Source organism: Lentzea sp. NPDC036949, from assembly GCF_055608075.1.
This window is the reverse complement of the sequence record NZ_JBVJRA010000003.1, coordinates 423,335-439,268: the sequence shown is the minus strand read 5'-3', so window position 1 is coordinate 439,268 and position 15,934 is coordinate 423,335. Positions and strand designations below refer to the sequence as shown.

Here is a 15,934-nt window from a genome sequence, read left to right as displayed (position 1 = left end):
CCCCATCAGACGACCCAGGACGCAGATCCGGACAACCTTCACCCGTCCGAGTGATGCGCACGCCTCGACACCCCAGGCTGAGCACCGAAAACCGCTCGACCGCCGTGCTTTCCTGAGGGCCATGGAAGACGAAAGGATGATCCGCCTCTCCAAGCGGATGTCGAAGGCCCTGAGACACCAGCCGGAACGCCTCGGCCTCACCCTCGACGCCCAGGGCTGGGTCGCGACCGCAGACCTCCTCGCCGCGCTCAAGGTCAGCCGCGAAGAGCTCGAAGAGGTCGTCCGCAGGAACGACAAGCAGCGCTTCACCATCGACGGCGACCGGATTCGGGCGAATCAGGGGCACAGCGTCGAGGTCGACCTCGCGCTCGCACCAGCCACGCCGCCGGACGAGTTGTTCCACGGCACCGTCGAGCAGTACCTGGACGACATCATGCGCGACGGGTTGCGGCCGATGGCGCGGCACGACGTGCACCTGTCGCCCGACCGGGAGACCGCTCGCCGGGTCGGGGCGCGCAGGGGGCGGCCGTTGGTCCTGGTCGTGGATGCCAAGGGGATGCACGCGGACGGGCACGAGTTCCGGGTCAGCGCGAACGGCGTGTGGCTCACCCAGCACGTCCCGGCGGCCTACCTCGAACGCACCGACAAACGCACCGACAAACGAACCGAAAGCCGAACCGACAAGCGAAACAACCCCAGAACCGGCCGCTGAACCCCCTCACCCGCAGGTCAGCTCCCCCGGCGGACTCCCGGCGAACCGCTGCCACTCCTCCTCCGTCACCGCCCGCCCCGCAGAGGCGCAGGCAGCGCGCACCCAGTTCTCGGCCGACAGGTCCCACGTGCGCAGGTCGGTTTCGGAGATCGCCGTCAGCAGGCGCGTGTCGCCGTCGAACGCCGTGCCGATGCGGCCGTACCTGCCCGCCTGTTCGGCCAGGCGCACCTCGCCGACCAGGTCGCCGGTCGCGAGCCAGGAGAGGACGAGCACGCGGTCGCGGCGGAGTTGGGTGACGAAGGTGGAGTTCGCCGAGAGGCCCGGCAGGTAGCCCGGGTCGGTGCGGAACGTGTGCCGCAGCGAGGTGCCGGCGGGGTTCCAGGCCTCGATGCGGTCGGCGCGCTGGACGAGCAGGGTGTCGCGGGTGAAGGTCACCGCTCGGGCCTTGCCGCCGGGCAACGGGTGCTGGGTGCCGGTGGACACGTCGACCACCGTGACGGAGTCCGGGGTCGCGACGGCGGCGAAAGCGGTGTCGGGGCTCACCGCCGCCAGGTGGCCCGCGGGCGGCCAGCCGTCTTGGGAGAGTTCGCGGTTCAGGGTGGTCGTTCGCGCAACGGCGAGGTCGGGGCCTTCGAGGACCTGCACGTCGCCGAGCTCGTTCACGGTCACGACGCGGCGTTCGTCGGCGGAGACGGCCATGGCCAGCACGTGGTCCGCTGTGACCGTGCCCTTCCACTGCGCGAGGCGGCGCATGCCGTCGCGCACCTCCCACGTCTCGCCGATGCCGTCGGGGGTGGTCACCAGGAACAGGTGGTCGCCGTTCCAGACGGGCGGGCCGAACAGGTTCGGCTGTTCCGCGCCGAGTGCGCGGGAGTCGACCGCCAGCTCCTCGCCGGAGGCCACGGCGGTCCGGCCGTTCGCCGACGCCACGAACGGGGGCGGGCACGCCGTGCACACCAGGGGCACCGCTGTCGGCTCCGGCCTGCTGATGCGGGTGTTGCGGGTCAGGTCCCACAGCACCAGCTGGTCGCGGGTGGCGGACACCAGGTGGTCGCCGTCGCCCAGGAACTCCACGAACGGCGTGGCGGTGTTGCCCTCCAGCCGCACGCGTTCGCCGGGGTCGGGGCCGGTCATGTCGTAGACGTGGATCGTGCCGGTGTCGGCGACTGCGGTGCGTGCGCCGTCCGGGCTGACCGCGACGAACGACGGGCTGGCGCGGCCGGTGGGGACGCGGGACAGCGGGGCCGGGGTGAACGCGGCCGTGGTGGTCCACAGCGCGGTCTCGCCCTCCCACGAGTAGCCGTAGTGGTCGCCGTTCGGCGAGAGGCCGGCCCGGACACCGAAGGCGGGTGCGGGACCCGCCGGTGTGGCCGAGGTGACGTCCAGGGTCGCGGGTGAGCGGCGGACCCAGCTGTCGTAGGAGACCTCCAGCAGCGTGCCGTCGTCGGGCAGGCGCAGGAACGTCACCGGCGACGCGGTCTCCGCGCGGGTGACCACCTGGCCGGTCTGTCCGTCGTGGACGGTCCGGGTGCCGGTGGTGGCACCGTCCGCGGCCGGTGTCGTGTAGACGGCGGAGAACCGGCCGGACGGTGACACCGCGGTCAGCACGGCCGGGTGGCCGGGCAGGTCGGTCCGGTGGGCGCCGGAACGGTCCCAGCGCAGCGCGGAACCGGACGAGGCCGCCACGACCACGCCGCCGTCGGCGCTCACGGCGACCGCATCGACCGGGTTCGACGACACGCGTTCCTCGGTGCGCCCGCCGGTCAGCGGCAGCCGCACCACGCGGCCGTCCTCGGTTCCCGCGACCACGACCTTCCCGTCCGCCGAGGCCGCGAGCGACGACACCACCCCGCCGACGGGCACGTACCGGTCCAGCTGCGGGCTCGCGGTCAGCGCCTGGAACAACGCGGCGCGCGTCTGCTCGTTCGGCTCGACCCGGTACGCCTCGGCCGCCAGGGCCTGCGCGAGCGACAGGTCCGTGCGCACCGAGGCGACGGCCGCCGACGCCAGGCCGCGGGCGGTCGCCGTCCTGGCCTCGTCGCGTGCGGAGTCCCGTTGTCCCACCGCGAGGAACGCCGCCACCAGCACGGCGGCGGTCAGCAGCACCAGTGCCGTCACGGCACCGCGCGCCAGCCGAACGGTCCGGCGGCGCTCGCGGACGTGCTCGCCGACGAGGTCGTCCTCTGGCACGCCCCGCACGGTGCTCGCGATGCCGGCGACGGCCGCCCGCAGCCGCGGGTTCGACGGGTCGACCTGATCGGCCGAGCGCAGCCACCGCAGGTCGACCCAGCGCGGTTCCTGGCCCAGCGCGGTCCGCAGCGCCGCCGGCACCGACGCCGAGTACTCCCCCGCCGTCAGCACCACCAGGACCCGGTGTGCCGACCGGTGTTCCAGCCACCACCCGACCTCGCGGGCGACCCGCGGCGAGGCCGCCGCCTCCGGTGACGCGAGGAGCACCAGCCAGCGGGACCGGCCCAGCGCCGACTCGATCGACGCCCAGCGGCCGGGGGTGTCCGGTAGCGGGGCGTCGTCGAGGAACGCCCGCACCGCCCGCCGCCGGTACCAGGGCTTCGCGAACCGCTCCACACCGCGCCGCAGCTCAGGGGCGAGCGTGCCGTCCAACGCCCGGCTGCACGAGAAGAACGCGTCGTATTCGGGCGGCTCGCTCACTCGCCTGATTCTGGTGGTCCGGACCTAGATCAGCCAGAGCACCGCGCCGCCGACGGCGATCACCGCCAGCACCAGCAGGACGACCGCCGCGACCCTCGCGGTCTTCCACGTCGAGTACACCCCGCCACCCAGGAAGCCCGCCAACGCCAGCAGGCCGATGACGACGACCTCCTTGGGCATCAGAGCACGCCCTTGGTCGACGGAACGCCGCCGACGCGCGGGTCGGGCTCCACGGCCGCGCGCAGGGCCCGCGCGATCGCCTTGTACTCGGCCTCGGCGATGTGGTGCGGGTCGCGGCCGTACTCCACGCGCACGTGCAGGGCGATCTGCGCGTGGAACGCCAGCGACTCGAACACGTGCCGGTTCAGCACGAACGGGTAGTTGCCGCCGATGACGAAGCTGTTGAACTGCTCCGGCTCGCCGCGGTGCACGGTGTACGGGCGGCCGGAGACGTCGACCGCCGCGTGCGCGAGGGTCTCGTCCATGGGGATCCAGCAGTCGCCGAAGCGGCGGATGCCCTTCTTGTCCCCCAACGCCTCCCGCAGCGCCTGGCCGAGCACGATCGCGATGTCCTCGACCGAGTGGTGCGCGTCGATGTGCGTGTCGCCCGTGGCGCGCACGACCAGGTCGAAGCAGCCGTGCACACCGAACGCGGTGAGCATGTGGTCGTAGAACGGCACGCCGGTGCTGATCTCCACCTGGCCGGTGCCGTCCAGGTCGATCTCCACGAGGACCGACGACTCCCTGGTCGTGCGCTCCACCTTGCCCACGCGACTCACCGGCTGACCTCCTTGCTGGCCGCGAGGAAAGCGTCGTTCTCCTCGGGCGTTCCGATGGTCACCCGCAGGTGACCCGCGATTCCGACGTCCCTGATCAGCACGCCGTGGTCCAGGTAGGACCTCCACGTCGACCGCGCGTCCTCGAACCAGCCGAACAGCACGAAGTTCGCGTCCGAGGGCACGACCCGGAAACCCAGGGCGCTCAGCTCGGCCATCACGCGGTCGCGTTCGGCGGCCAGCAGCGCCACCGAACCCAACGTCTCCGCGGCGTGCCGCAGGGAGGCCCGCGCGGCCGCCTGCGTGAGCTGCGAGAGGTGGTAGGGCAGGCGCACCAGCTGCAACGCGTCGACCACGGCCGGCGCCGCGGCCAGGTAGCCGAGCCGGCCGCCGGCGAACGCGAAGGCCTTCGACATGGTCCGCGAGACGATCAGCCGCGCGCCGTACTCGTCGAGCAGCTCGATCGCGCTGCGCTGCGGCGAGAACTCCGCGTACGCCTCGTCGACGACGATCACGCCGGTGGTGGACGCGATCAGCAGCCGCAGGTCCTCCAGCGGGATCGACTGGCCGGTCGGGTTGTTCGGCGACGTCACGAAGACGACGTCCGGGCGGGTCTCGGCGATGATCGCCGCCGCTTTCTCCACGTCCAGCGAGAAGTCGGGGCGGCGCGGCGTCGGCGACCACTCGGTGCGGGTGCCGGCGGCGATGATCGGGTGCATCGAGTACGACGGCTCGAACCCGAGCGCCACCCGGCCGGGCCCGCCGAACGCCTGCAGCACCTGCTGGAGGATCTCGTTGGACCCGTTGGCGGCCCAGACGTTCTCCGACGTGAGGGTGACCGAGGTCGCCTCCGTCAGGTAGGCGGCCAGGTCCTCGCGCAACGCCATCGCGTCGCGGTCCGGGTAGCGGTGCAGCTCCCCGGCGATCTCCGCGACCGCCGCGACGACGTCGGCGGCCAGCGCGTCCGTCGGCGCGTACGGGTTCTCGTTGGTGTTGAGGCGGTACGGCACGTCGAGCTGCGGTGCGCCGTACGGCGTGCGGCCGCGCAGGTCCTCGCGCAGCGGCAGGTCGGAGAGCTCGACCCGCGCGCCGACCACCGGCTTCATCGGGGGAACCTCGCCGTCACGGCCTGACCGTGCGCGGGCAGGTCCTCCGCGTTGGCCAGCGCGACGACCTTGTCCGCCACCTCGCGCAGGGCTTCCTCGGAGTAGTCGACCACGTGGATGCCGCGCAGGAACGTCTGCACGGAGAGCCCCGACGAGTGCCGCGCGCAGCCACCGGTGGGCAGCACGTGGTTCGAGCCGGCGCAGTAGTCGCCCAGCGACACCGGCGCGTACGGACCGACGAAGATCGCGCCCGCCGAGCGGACCCGGTCCGCCACGGCGCGGGCGTCGCGCGTCTGGACCTCCAGGTGCTCCGCGGCGTAGGCGTCGACCACGCGCACGCCCTCGTCCACCGAGGACACGAGCACGATGCCGGACTGCGGGCCGGACAGCGCCGTGCGGATCCGGTCGACGTGCTTGGTGGCGCCGACCTGGCGCTCCAGCTCGGCGTCCACCGCGTCGGCGAGCTCGTCGGAGTCGGTGACCAGCACCGAGGCGGCGAGCGGGTCGTGCTCGGCCTGGCTGATCAGGTCGGCGGCCACGTGCACCGGGTCGGCGGAGGAGTCGGCGAGGATCGCGATCTCCGTGGGCCCGGCCTCGGAGTCGATGCCGATCAGGCCGCGCAGCAACCGCTTCGCCGCCGTCGTGTAGATGTTGCCGGGTCCGGTGATGACGTCGACCGGCGCCAGCTCGGCGCCGTCGGTGTCCACGCCGCCGTGCGCCAGCAGGGCCATGGCCTGGGCGCCGCCCACGGCCCACACCTCGTCGACGCCGAGCAACGCAGCGGCGGCCAGGATCGTCGGGTGCGGCAGGCCACCGAACTCCGCCTGCGGCGGTGAGGCCACGACCAGCGACTCGACGCCGGCGATCTGGGCGGGCACGACGTTCATGACGACCGTCGACGGGTAGACGGCGAGGCCGCCGGGCGCGTAGAGGCCGACGCGCGCGACCGGCACCCACTTCTCCGTGACGGTGCCGCCGGGGACCACCTGGGTCGTCGTGCCGACGCGCTGCTGGTCGGCGTGCACGCGCCGGGTGCGTGCGATGACCTCTTCCAGTGCCGCGCGCACGGCGGGGTCCAGTGAGGACAGAGCGGCCGGGAGCTCGGAGGCGGGAACGCGGACGGACGCCGGGCGAACGCCGTCGAACTTCTCCGTGTACTCCAGCGCCGCCTCGACGCCGCGGGCGGCGACCGCGTCCACCATCGGCCGCACGTGATGCAGCACCGCGTCCACGTCCACCTCGGCGCGCGGCACGATGGCGCGCAACTGAGCGGGGGTCGTGGTGCGACCTCGCAGGTCGATGCGGTTCAGCATGCCCCACAGCCTAGTTCCTGCCGAAATCTGTCAACGGTCAGCCCGCTATCGGCGCTACCTCAGCCCGTGACGGGGCCGCCACGCTCGGTCGAGCACCACTCCGTCGCAAACCCCTGCTGATGATGGAGGAAAGATGTCCAACAAGCGCCGCGGCAAGATCGCCGCAGTGCTCGCCGTGTGCCTGCCCGTGCTGGTAGCGGGCATGGCGGTGCCCAGCACCGCCGACTCCGGCCGCTACCTGCTGGAGGTCGAGGCGAACACGTCCGCAGAACGCACGCAGGTCGCCCAGATCGGTGTCGACGTGCTCGGCGCGACGAAGCTCACCACCGTCCAGGTCGTCGCCGACAAGGCCCAGTACCGCGCCCTGCAGGCGACCGGGCTGCCCCTGAAGTACGTCGGTGACTTCGAGCAGGAGCTGAAGAAGCTCGGCAAGGTCGACTTCACGGACCCGGTCCCCGGCCAGGTCGGTACGCAGGACTTCCCGTCGGGTTACGCCGGTTACCACAACTACGCGGAGATGACCGCGGAGCTGCAGCAGACGGTGCGCGACCACCCGACGCTGGCGAGCCTGCGCAGCATCGGCAAGAGCTACCAGAACCGCGACATCTACGCGCTGAAGGTCAGCGACAACGTCGCGACCGACGAGAACGAGCCGGAGGTGCTGTTCGTCTGCGGTCAGCACGCCCGCGAGCACCTGACCGTCGAGCAGTGCCTGCAGATCATCAAGCGCTTCACCGACAACTACGCCACCCCCGCGGTGAAGAACCTGGTCGACAACCGCGAGGTCTGGCTCGTCCCGATGATGAACCCGGACGGCGCCGAGTACGACATCGAGACCGGCTCGTTCCGCGGCTGGCGCAAGAACCGCCAGGGCAACGGCACCGACCTCAACCGCAACTGGGGTTACAAGTGGGGCTGCTGCGGTGGTTCCAGCGGCAGCAGCACGTCGGACACCTACCGCGGCACCGCGGCGTTCTCGGCGCCGGAGACCTCGGTCATCCGCAACTTCGTGAACTCGCGCGTGGTCGGTGGCGCCCAGCAGATCAAGACGTTCATCGACTTCCACTCGTACTCGGAGCTCGTGCTGTGGCCGTACGGCTACACCCGCTCGGACACCGACACGGGCCTGAACGCGGACGAGGCGCGCGCGTTCCAGACGCTGGGCAGGCAGATGGCCGCCACCAACGGCTACACGCCGGAGCAGGCGAGCGACCTGTACATCACCGACGGCAGCAGCGACGACTGGATGTGGGGCCAGCACAAGATCTGGGCCTACACCTTCGAGATGTACCCGGCGAGCGGCAGCGGCCTCAACGGCTTCTACCCGCGCGACACGGCCATCGCGACGCAGACCGCGCGCAACGACCGCGCCGTCGACCTGCTGCTGAGCTACTCGGACTGCGTGAAGCGGGTCATCGGGCAGACGTGCTGACCCGTTCCAGCGCCTGATCGACCTCCTGGTCGGTGACGAAGTAGTGCGGGGAGGCCCGCACTACTTCGTCCAGGCCGCGGCGGGTCATGTCGATCCGGGTGGCCGCGGCCTGCGACACCGTGACGGCGACCTCCCGGTCCCACAGCCGGTCCTTGAGCTCCGTCGGCGGGACCCGCTCGGACGTGAACGTGACGATGCCCGAGTGCCGTTCGCCCAGGTCGTGGACGGTGATGCCGGGGATGCGCGCCAGCCCCTCGCGCAAGCGCTTGGCACGGGCGGTGACCTCGGCCTCGATGACGTCGAGGCCCTTGGCCAGCGCGTACTTCGCGGCGGCGATGAGCCCGAGCCGGTCAGCGACGTTGTACTCCCACAGCTCGAACCACCGGGCGTCGTCACGCGGCTCGTAGCGGTCGGCGGCCGCCCACTCGGCGCCGCTGTGGTCGAACAGCCGGGGGCGCAGCCTGGGCCGCACGTCGTCCTTCACCACCAGCGCGCCCGTGCCCCGCGGCCCGCGCAGCCACTTGCGGCCGGTGCAGACGAGCAGGTCGTAGTCGAGACCGCGCAGGTCGAGCTGGCCGGTCGACTGACAGGCGTCGAGCAGGACCAGCGCGCCGACCTCGCGGGCCTTCGCCGTGACCTCGTTCACCGGGTTGACCAGGCCGCCGTTGGTGGGCACGTGCACCAGCGAGATCAGCTTGACCCGGTCGTCGAGGTCGAGCGCGTCGACGTCGACCTGCCCGTGCCGGTCCGACGGCACGACCTCGATCGTCGCGCCCGTCTCCTCCGCGCGGCGCAGCATCGGCACCGCGTTGCCGCCGTACTCGACCTCGGTGACCAGCACGCGGTCGCCGGCGGCCAGCGGGACGGCGTCGAACGCGGTGAGCCACGAGCGGGTGGCGCTGTCGGTGAACGCGACCTCCGACGGCCGCACGCCGAAGAGCTCTGCCAGCACCCCGTAGCCCGCCTCGAGGTCGTCGGCGCGTTCCGCGGCGGCCCGGTAGCCGCCGATCTCGGTCTCGCGGCGCAGGTGGCCGACCACCTCGTCGACCACCTCGGCGGGCGGGATCGAGGAACCGGCGCTGTCCAGGAAGATCAGGTCGCTCACGGCCCTACTCTGCCACGGGCGGGCAACCCCGGGGCCGCGGTGCGTGCGCTGCGGAAATAGGCTCCGGTCCATGGTGGAGATCCCCTACGGCAAGCGCATGCGGCCGCGGTACTGGCGGTTCCTGATCATCACGGCGGTCGGCATGGCGCTCGTCGCGTTCGCACTCGACGTGTGGTGGCTGCAGGTCGTGCTGCTGCTGGTCGGCGGGCTGAACGTGGTGGTGTGCGTGGGCGCGCTCTACGTGCTGCACAAGCAGCCGCACGCGGTGACGGACGACGAGCTGCGGCTGCGGCAGCTGGGGTTCTTCGACTGGCGCATCCCGACGGAGGACCTGGCGACCGCGGAGGTCGCCGAGCGCGGCCACAAGGGTCAGCGCACCGTCGAGGTGGTCGGTGACGCCGTCGTCATCCATTCGCTGACCAGGACGAACGTGTCGGTGCCGTTCCGCGGGCCGCAGCTGGTCGACCTCGGCAAGACCGGGGCGAAGCAGGTGGAGCGGGTCGAGTTCTGGGCGGACGACCCGGAGCGGGCCGTCCGCGAGATCAACGCCCGGCTCACCTAGGTTCCCAGCGCTCCAGGTTCCACCAGGGACCCCAGGACAGGGCTCCGTAGGAGTTCGGGTCGACGACGGGCTGGTAGCCGGTCCACGAGTCGCGCAGCACGTAGGCGTGCTCGGGGAACACCAGCACCGCCATCGTCGGCACGGCCGCGTAGGCCTGCTGGAACAGCTTGTAGGCCACGGCGCGCTGGGCCGGGTCGACCAGTTTGCGGCCGTTCTCCAGCGCCACGTCCGCGGCCGGGCTGCCCTGGCCGCGCAGTCCGTGCAGCATCAGGTCGGGGTCGAACGGCGAGCCCTCGCCGGACAGCAGCGCGTCCTGGCCGACGCGCGGGCGGATCGCCTCCCACGACAGGCCGGCGAGCTGCACGTCCACGCCCACGGCCTTCGCGTCGGCGGCGAACGCGGTGGCGAGGTCGGCGCGCAGGTCGTCGCCCAGCGGGTACATCAGGGTGAAGCGGGCGGCGACGCCTTCGCGGACCCGGATGCCGTCCGGTCCCGGCAGCCAGCCGCCGGCGTCGAGCTGGCGCGCGGCCTCCGCCTTGTCGTAGCGGAACTTCACCGTCGGGTCGAAGTCCTCGGCCAGCGCGTCCGGCACCGGCGTGAAGCCCACGGTGCCCTTGCCGTCGAGGAGGCTGTCGATCATGCCCTGGCGGTTGACCGCGTAGTTCAGCGCGAGGCGGATGGCGGCGTTGCCGGTGACGGGGTGCGCGGCGGGCAGCGCGACGGCCCGGTAGTCGGCGCTGCGGTGGTAGCGGACCTGGAGGCCGGACCGGTTGGGGAAGGCGGCGGCGAGCTTGGGCGGCAGCACGGTGCCGTCGAACTCGCCGTCCTGCATGCGGCGGGCGCGCTGGTTGTCGTCGGTGACGAACACGACGGTCAGCTTCTTCACCTTGGGCGCGCCGCCGAAGTAGTCCTCGTTGGCCGTCAGCAGCAGCCGGTCGCCCTTCTTCCAGTCGACGACCTTGTACGGGCCGGTGCCGACCGGCTGCCCGCTCGGGTTCGCCTGCTCGCTCGGCAGGACGCCGAGCACGAGCAGGTGCGGGAACGCGGCGTGCTGCTGGTTCAGCTGGAACCGCACCGTGGACGGGTCGAGCTGGTCGACGCCCTTCAGCGTGGCGAACCGGTCCTTGACCTGGCTCTGCAACGCGGCGGTGTAGGTGGCGACGACGTCCTCGGCGCCGAACGTGCTGCCGTCGGTGAACTTCACGTCCCCGCGCAGCTTCACCGTCCAGCTCAGGCCGTCCGGCGCCGGCTGCGGCAGGTCGGCGGCCAGCTGCGGGGCGAGCGACCCGTCCTGGCGGTGCTCGACCAGCCCGTCGTAGATCTTCGACACGCCCTGCGCGCCGTAGCCGAGCAGCGGGTTCAGCGTCGTCGGTTCGTCGCGGTCGGCGAGCACGATCGACGTGCCGACGCCACCACCGTCCGGGTTGGGCGCGGCGGTCTCGGTGCAGCCCGCGACGGCCAGCAGCACGACGAGGAGCAGTGGGTAACGCGACACAGTCCGCGACCCTACAGTGGTCCTCATGCGCATCGCCGTGAGTCAGCTCAGCTCCACCACCGACCCCCGGTCCAACCTGGAGCTCGTCCGCGACGCGGTGCGCAGGGCCGACGGCGCGCGGGTGGTCCTGCTGCCCGAGGCGACGATGTGCCGCTTCGGCGTGCCGCTGGGCCCGGTCGCGGAACCGCTGGACGGCCCGTGGGCCTCGGCGGTGCGGGAGATCGCCGTGGAGCACGGCGTCGTGGTGGTGGCGGGCATGTTCACGCCCTCCGGTGACCGCGTGGCCAACACCACGCTGGTGACCGGCGCGGACGTGCACCTGGGCTACGACAAGATCCACCTGTTCGACGCCTTCGGCTTCCAGGAGTCGCGCACGGTCGCGCCCGGCTCGGACGTGGTGACGTTCGAGCTCGACGGGGTGACCCTGGGCGTGGCGACCTGCTACGACGTCCGCTTCCCCGCGTTGTTCACCGCGCTGGCGGACAAGGGCGCGTCAGCGGTGCTGCTGGGCGCGTCGTGGGGCGCAGGCCCCGGCAAGAAGGAGCAGTGGGAGCTCCTGGTGCGAGCGCGCGCGTTGGACTGCACGTCGTTCGTCGTGGCGTGCGGCCAGGCCTACCCCGGCGACCTGGGCTCGTCCGCACCGACCGGCATCGGGTACTCGACGGTGGCGGACCCGTTCGGCAACGTCGTGGCGCAGCTGTCCGAACGGCCGGAGGTGGCGGTGGTCGACCTGGACGTGGCGGCGGTCGCGCAGGCGCGGGAGGTCCTGCCCGTGCTGGCCAACCGGCGGCTGGGGTGAGCCGAACCCCGGCGGTTCGTCCGGCCGATCGCTTGACCTCGGGTTAGGTCGAGCTCCCAGGATCAGGGACATGACCCTCCCCGAACTGCCCGCGTTCGTCCGCGGCCGCACCCACCTCGACGGTTACGCGCTCTACCGCTCCGGCGGACCGAACGACCCCACCAGGGAGGTCGGCTGCGTCGTGCTCGTCACCGTCGACACCGAGGACGAGGCCACCGCACGGGCGTGGGTCGACTCGGTGTTCACCGCCCTCGCCAGCGACCCGGACCCGCACCCCGGCGGGATCTCCGCCGCCTTCCACATCCGCGCGGACGGCAAGCGGGTCGTCAACTACGCGGAGTGGGTCAGCGCCGAGGACCACCTCGACGCCCTCTCCGCCAGGGGGAACGGGGTCGGCTCGCCGACCGCGGACTGGCGCCGGGTGCAGAACTTTCCCGGCGTCCAGCACGTGGGCGTGCGGCGGTACCGGCCGTCAGCGCAGGTCCAGGCCGAGGTCGAGTGACGGGGACGAGTGCGTGAGGCCGCCGACGGCGAGGTAGTCGACGCCGGTCTCGGCGTAGCGGCGGGCCACGTCGAGGGTGAGGCCGCCGGACGCCTCCAGCTTCACCCCGGCGGGCCTGCGGGCCACGGCCTGCGCGCACTGCTCGGGGGTGAAGTTGTCGAGCAGCACCAGTTCCGCGCCCTCGGCGATGGCCTCGTCGAGCTGCGCGAGGCTGTCGACCTCCACCTCCATCAGCAGGTCGGGGGCGTGTTCGCGGGCCGCGCGGATGGCGGCGCCGACCGAACCGGCCGCGGCGACGTGGTTGTCCTTGATGAGGACCGCGTCGCCGAGGCCCATGCGGTGGTTCACGCCGCCGCCGCAGCGGACCGCGTACTTCTGCAGCAACCGCAGGCCCGGCAACGTCTTGCGGCTGTCGCGGATGGCGGCACCGGTGCCCTCGACCGCCGCCACCCAGCGCGCGGTCTGCGTCGCGATGCCGGAGAGGTGGCAGACCAGGTTCAGCGCGGTGCGTTCCACGGTGAGCAGGCCGCGGGCCGGGCCGGTCAGCACCAGCGCGGGCTCGCCGGGCACCGCCTTGTCGCCGTCGGTGGCCTCGGAGAGCACCTCGACCTCGGGCAGGTAGCGCTGGAACGCCGCCCGCGCAACGGGAACGCCGCACAGCACGCCGGCCGCGCGCGGGGTGATCTCCGCGGTCGCGACGGCCTTCTCCGGCACGGTCGCGAGCGTCGTGGCGTCCAGGCCGTAGCGGAGGTCCTCCTCCAGCGCGAGCTGGATGACCCGGTTCGCGTCGTCCCAGTCGAACTCGGTGGTCATGCGACAACCTCCGCCAGCACGGGGTGGGTCAGGACGGGGTCGGCCAGCACGGGCTGGCCGCTCGGGGTGAGCCGGACGAGCTGGCTGCGCCGCCACACGTCGGACCGCTCGGTGAAGTCCGTGCGCACGTGGCAGCCGCGCGACTCGGTGCGTTCCTGGGCCGCCGCGATCAACGCGCGGGCGGCCGTGGTCAGCGCCGCGTCCTCGACGAGCTCGCGCGACTCCAGCTGCTTGTCCACGGTGGACACGTCGAGCGCCGAGCCGACGACGGCCAGGCCTTCCGCGTCACGGCCGATCGCGGCGTAGCGCGACATGACGCGCTGCAGCAGGTCGCGGTCCGCCACGGGAGCGGTCGGCAGCGAAGGCTCGGCCGCGCGTGCCGGGGCGATCAGCTTCAGGGCCAGGTCCGACGCCACGGCCTCGGCGGCACGGGTGCCGCACACCAGGCCTTCGAGCAGGCTGTTGGACGCCAGCCGGTTCGCGCCGTGCAGACCGGTGCGGGCGACCTCGCCGACCGCGTACAGACCGGTCACGCCGGTGCGGCCGTCGACCGTGGAGACCACGCCGCCGCAGGCGAAGTGGGCCGCAGGGGCGACGGGGATCGGGTCCACGGCCGGGTCGATGCCCACCGAGGTGCAGGCCGCGTGCACGGTCGGGAAGCGCGAAGCCATGTCGTGCAACGAGGTCGCGTCCAGGAACACGTGGTCGTCGACGCCACCGGGCCCACCGGCCATGTGCCGGGTGATCGCCGCCGCCACGACGTCGCGCGGGGCGAGGTCTTCGAGCGGGTGCACGCCCTTCATCACGCGCGCGCCCGTCGCGTCGACCAGCACGGCACCCTCGCCGCGCACGGCCTCGGTGACGAGCGGGCACCGGCCACGCGCGCCCCGGCCCGTGTACAGCACGGTCGGGTGGAACTGGATGAACTCCACGTCCGCGGCCAGCGCACCGGCCCGCAGCGCCAGCGCGAGGCCGTCGCCCGTGGCCACGGAAGGGTTCGAGGTCGCCTGGTACATCTGCCCGAGGCCACCGGTCGCGAGCAGCACGGCGGGCGCGGTCAGCACACCGGGCACGCCGTTGCCGTCGAGCACCAGCAGACCGCCGACCGCGCCGAGCGGCGTCTTCACCGCGTCGACGGCGACGTGGTTCTCCAGCAACGGAACCCGTCCGTCCACAGTGGCCTTCAGCAACGCGCGTTCGACCTCGGCACCGGTCGCGTCGCCCCCGGCGTGCACGACCCGGAACGCGCTGTGGCCGCCTTCGCGGGTGCGTTCGAGCAGACCGTCGGGCCGCGCGTCGAACAGCGCGCCGCGCTCCCGCAACCGGGCCACGGCCGCGGGTCCGTCCGTGATGATCGCGGCCACGGCGGCGTCGTCGCACAGACCGGCACCGGCCGTCAGCGTGTCGCCGATGTGCCGGGTGACCGAGTCACCGGGGTCGTGCTGGTCCTCCAGCACGACCGCGACACCGCCCTGCGCCCACCGGGTGTTGCCGTCGTCGCCGGCCGCCTTGGTGACGACCAGGACGCGCAGTCCCAGCTCACGCGCCCGCAGCGCGGCGGTCAGGCCCGCCACGCCCGTGCCGACCACGATCAGGTCGGCCCGCGCCTCCCAGCGCGCGGTCATCACTCACCGCCGCCGGGCTGGCCGATCTCGATCATGCGCTGCACGGCGCCCTGGGCCCGCTTCGCGGTCTCCAGGTCCACGTGCACCTCGTCCAGGCCGTCGCGCACGCACCGCAGCAGCGCGGCCGGGGTAATCATCTTCATGTAGGTGCAGGACGCACGGTCGTTGACCGCGCGGAAGTCGATCTCCGGGGCGGCCTTGCGCAGCTGGTGCAGCATGCCGACCTCGGTGGCGACCAGCACCTTGCGGGCGTTGGTCGAGCGCGCGGCGGTGATCATGTCGCCGGTCGAGAGGATCTTGACCTTCTCCGCCGGGACGATGCCCTCACCGCTCAGGTACAGCGCACTGGTCGCGCAGCCGCACTCCGGGTGGATGAACAGGTCCGCGTCCGGGTTGGCGGCGGCGCGCTCGGCCAGCTCCGGGCCGTTGATGCCGGCGTGCACGTGGCACTCGCCCGCCCAGACGTGCAGGTTGTCGCGACCGGTCTCGCGCTTGACGTGCGCGCCCAGGAACTGGTCCGGGCAGAACAGCACCTCGCGGTCGGCGGGGATCGAGCGCACCACGTCGACGGCGTTCGACGACGTGCAGCAGATGTCCGTCTCCGCCTTCACCTCGGCGGTGGTGTTCACATAGGACACCACGACGGCACCGGGGTGCTGCGCCTTCCACTCGCGCAGCTGCGCACCGGTGATCGAGTCGGCGAGCGAGCAGCCCGCGCGCTCGTCCGGGATCAGCACGGTCTTCTCCGGCGACAGGATCTTCGCGGTCTCGGCCATGAAGTGCACGCCGCAGAAGATGATGGTCTGCGCGTCGGACTGCGCGGCGATGCGGGACAACGCGAGCGAGTCGCCGGTGTGGTGGGCGATGTCCTGGATCTCGGGCAGCTGGTAGTTGTGCGCCAGGATGACGGCGTCCCGCTCCTCGGCGAGCCGCAGCACCTCGTCCCGCCACGCGGCGTTCGGCTCGACTCCGCCGTACACACCCGAAGCGGTTCGCTCCACGGTTGCGGTAGCGACCATCACTG

15 protein-coding genes are annotated in these 15,934 nt (G+C 72.4%); 5 read left to right on the top strand and 10 right to left on the bottom strand.

The genetic code is table 11. The features are described from left to right. Positions 1-121: 121 nt before the first annotated feature. Positions 122-712 (top strand): RNA 2'-phosphotransferase, encoded by a 591-nt coding sequence (locus ACZ7CD_RS11560; RefSeq protein ID WP_470378848.1) that lies wholly within the window; start codon positions 122-124, stop codon positions 710-712. 6 nt (positions 713-718) lie between these two features. On the opposite strand, the gene ACZ7CD_RS11555 is transcribed toward ACZ7CD_RS11560, so the two are convergent. The 5 genes from ACZ7CD_RS11555 to hisD are packed head-to-tail and all read right to left on the bottom strand — an operon-like array spanning position 719 to position 6,577. After that, positions 719-3,382 (bottom strand): hypothetical protein, encoded by a 2,664-nt coding sequence (locus ACZ7CD_RS11555; protein ID WP_470378847.1) that lies wholly within the window; start codon positions 3,380-3,382, stop codon positions 719-721. A 24-nt stretch (positions 3,383-3,406) separates the two neighbouring features. Beyond that, positions 3,407-3,562 carry a hypothetical protein gene (locus tag ACZ7CD_RS11550; protein WP_458430754.1) on the bottom strand — a complete coding sequence of 52 codons (156 nt, stop codon included), beginning with the start codon at positions 3,560-3,562 and terminating at the stop codon, positions 3,407-3,409. Then, entirely contained in the window at positions 3,562-4,161 is a 600-nt protein-coding gene (gene hisB, locus ACZ7CD_RS11545) for an imidazoleglycerol-phosphate dehydratase HisB (RefSeq protein ID WP_360390400.1), read from the bottom strand. Before hisB ends, ACZ7CD_RS11550 begins: the two co-directional genes overlap by 1 nt. Then, on the bottom strand, positions 4,158-5,264 hold the full coding sequence (locus tag ACZ7CD_RS11540) for a histidinol-phosphate transaminase (protein ID WP_470378846.1): 1,107 nt from the start codon (positions 5,262-5,264) through the stop codon (positions 4,158-4,160). Before ACZ7CD_RS11540 ends, hisB begins: the two co-directional genes overlap by 4 nt. Continuing rightward, positions 5,261-6,577: a histidinol dehydrogenase gene (hisD, locus tag ACZ7CD_RS11535; RefSeq protein ID WP_360390405.1), complete on the bottom strand. Its 1,317-nt coding sequence runs from the start codon at positions 6,575-6,577 to the stop codon at positions 5,261-5,263. The genes ACZ7CD_RS11540 and hisD overlap by 4 nt, the downstream gene beginning before the upstream one ends. 133 nt (positions 6,578-6,710) lie before the next feature. On the opposite strand from hisD, the gene ACZ7CD_RS11530 reads away from it, so the two are divergent. Beyond that, the gene (locus ACZ7CD_RS11530; protein ID WP_470378845.1) at positions 6,711-8,009 is read left to right on the top strand and encodes a M14 family metallopeptidase; all 1,299 of its coding nucleotides are present in this window, start codon (positions 6,711-6,713) and stop codon (positions 8,007-8,009) included. Here the strand turns inward: ACZ7CD_RS11530 and ACZ7CD_RS11525 are convergent. Next, entirely contained in the window at positions 7,990-9,114 is a 1,125-nt protein-coding gene (locus ACZ7CD_RS11525; protein ID WP_360390410.1) for an aminotransferase class V-fold PLP-dependent enzyme, read from the bottom strand. The two genes, ACZ7CD_RS11530 and ACZ7CD_RS11525, sit on opposite strands and share 20 nt — an antisense overlap. Before the next feature lie 70 nt (positions 9,115-9,184). On the opposite strand from ACZ7CD_RS11525, the gene ACZ7CD_RS11520 reads away from it, so the two are divergent. Further along, positions 9,185-9,676 carry a hypothetical protein gene (locus tag ACZ7CD_RS11520; RefSeq protein WP_360390413.1) on the top strand — a complete coding sequence of 164 codons (492 nt, stop codon included), beginning with the start codon at positions 9,185-9,187 and terminating at the stop codon, positions 9,674-9,676. Here the strand turns inward: ACZ7CD_RS11520 and ACZ7CD_RS11515 are convergent. Next, entirely contained in the window at positions 9,669-11,171 is a 1,503-nt protein-coding gene (locus tag ACZ7CD_RS11515; protein ID WP_470378844.1) for an ABC transporter substrate-binding protein, read from the bottom strand. The genes ACZ7CD_RS11520 and ACZ7CD_RS11515 overlap by 8 nt on opposite strands. Positions 11,172-11,196: 25 nt before the next feature. Between ACZ7CD_RS11515 and ACZ7CD_RS11510 the strand changes: the two genes are divergently transcribed. Both ACZ7CD_RS11510 and ACZ7CD_RS11505 read left to right on the top strand, forming a co-directional pair. Next, a complete protein-coding gene (locus ACZ7CD_RS11510) occupies positions 11,197-11,970 on the top strand; it encodes a carbon-nitrogen hydrolase family protein (RefSeq protein ID WP_470378843.1) in 774 nt (257 codons plus the stop codon). Positions 11,971-12,040: 70 nt separating this feature from the next. Beyond that, positions 12,041-12,472: a hypothetical protein gene (locus ACZ7CD_RS11505; RefSeq protein ID WP_360390421.1), complete on the top strand. Its 432-nt coding sequence runs from the start codon at positions 12,041-12,043 to the stop codon at positions 12,470-12,472. On the opposite strand, the gene nadC is transcribed toward ACZ7CD_RS11505, so the two are convergent. From nadC to nadA, 3 genes are read right to left on the bottom strand one after another with little or no spacing between them, the layout of a single operon-like run. After that, positions 12,443-13,285 carry a carboxylating nicotinate-nucleotide diphosphorylase gene (nadC, locus tag ACZ7CD_RS11500; protein WP_360390424.1) on the bottom strand — a complete coding sequence of 281 codons (843 nt, stop codon included), beginning with the start codon at positions 13,283-13,285 and terminating at the stop codon, positions 12,443-12,445. The genes ACZ7CD_RS11505 and nadC overlap by 30 nt on opposite strands. Beyond that, the gene (locus tag ACZ7CD_RS11495; RefSeq protein ID WP_360390427.1) at positions 13,282-14,910 is read right to left on the bottom strand and encodes an L-aspartate oxidase; all 1,629 of its coding nucleotides are present in this window, start codon (positions 14,908-14,910) and stop codon (positions 13,282-13,284) included. The genes nadC and ACZ7CD_RS11495 overlap by 4 nt, the downstream gene beginning before the upstream one ends. After that, positions 14,910-15,929, bottom strand: a complete 1,020-nt coding sequence (gene nadA, locus ACZ7CD_RS11490; protein WP_458430747.1) for a quinolinate synthase NadA — start codon at positions 15,927-15,929, stop codon at positions 14,910-14,912. Before nadA ends, ACZ7CD_RS11495 begins: the two co-directional genes overlap by 1 nt. Between the last annotated feature and the right edge of the window lie 5 nt (positions 15,930-15,934).

Bases quoted from the DNA above. Each gene is read 5' to 3' on its own strand.
- ACZ7CD_RS11560 (WP_470378848.1), top strand. From the start codon at position 122: ATGGAAGACGAAAGGATGATCCGCCTCTCCAAGCGGATGTCGAAGGCC.
- ACZ7CD_RS11550 (WP_458430754.1), bottom strand. From the start codon at position 3,562: ATGCCCAAGGAGGTCGTCGTCATCGGCCTGCTGGCGTTGGCGGGCTTC.
- ACZ7CD_RS11540 (WP_470378846.1), bottom strand. From the start codon at position 5,264: ATGAAGCCGGTGGTCGGCGCGCGGGTCGAGCTCTCCGACCTGCCGCTG.
- hisD (WP_360390405.1), bottom strand. From the start codon at position 6,577: ATGCTGAACCGCATCGACCTGCGAGGTCGCACCACGACCCCCGCTCAG.
- ACZ7CD_RS11530 (WP_470378845.1), top strand. From the start codon at position 6,711: ATGTCCAACAAGCGCCGCGGCAAGATCGCCGCAGTGCTCGCCGTGTGC.
- ACZ7CD_RS11520 (WP_360390413.1), top strand. From the start codon at position 9,185: ATGGTGGAGATCCCCTACGGCAAGCGCATGCGGCCGCGGTACTGGCGG.
- ACZ7CD_RS11510 (WP_470378843.1), top strand. From the start codon at position 11,197: ATGCGCATCGCCGTGAGTCAGCTCAGCTCCACCACCGACCCCCGGTCC.
- ACZ7CD_RS11505 (WP_360390421.1), top strand. From the start codon at position 12,041: ATGACCCTCCCCGAACTGCCCGCGTTCGTCCGCGGCCGCACCCACCTC.
- nadC (WP_360390424.1), bottom strand. From the start codon at position 13,285: ATGACCACCGAGTTCGACTGGGACGACGCGAACCGGGTCATCCAGCTC.
- ACZ7CD_RS11495 (WP_360390427.1), bottom strand. From the start codon at position 14,910: ATGACCGCGCGCTGGGAGGCGCGGGCCGACCTGATCGTGGTCGGCACG.
- nadA (WP_458430747.1), bottom strand. From the start codon at position 15,929: ATGGTCGCTACCGCAACCGTGGAGCGAACCGCTTCGGGTGTGTACGGC.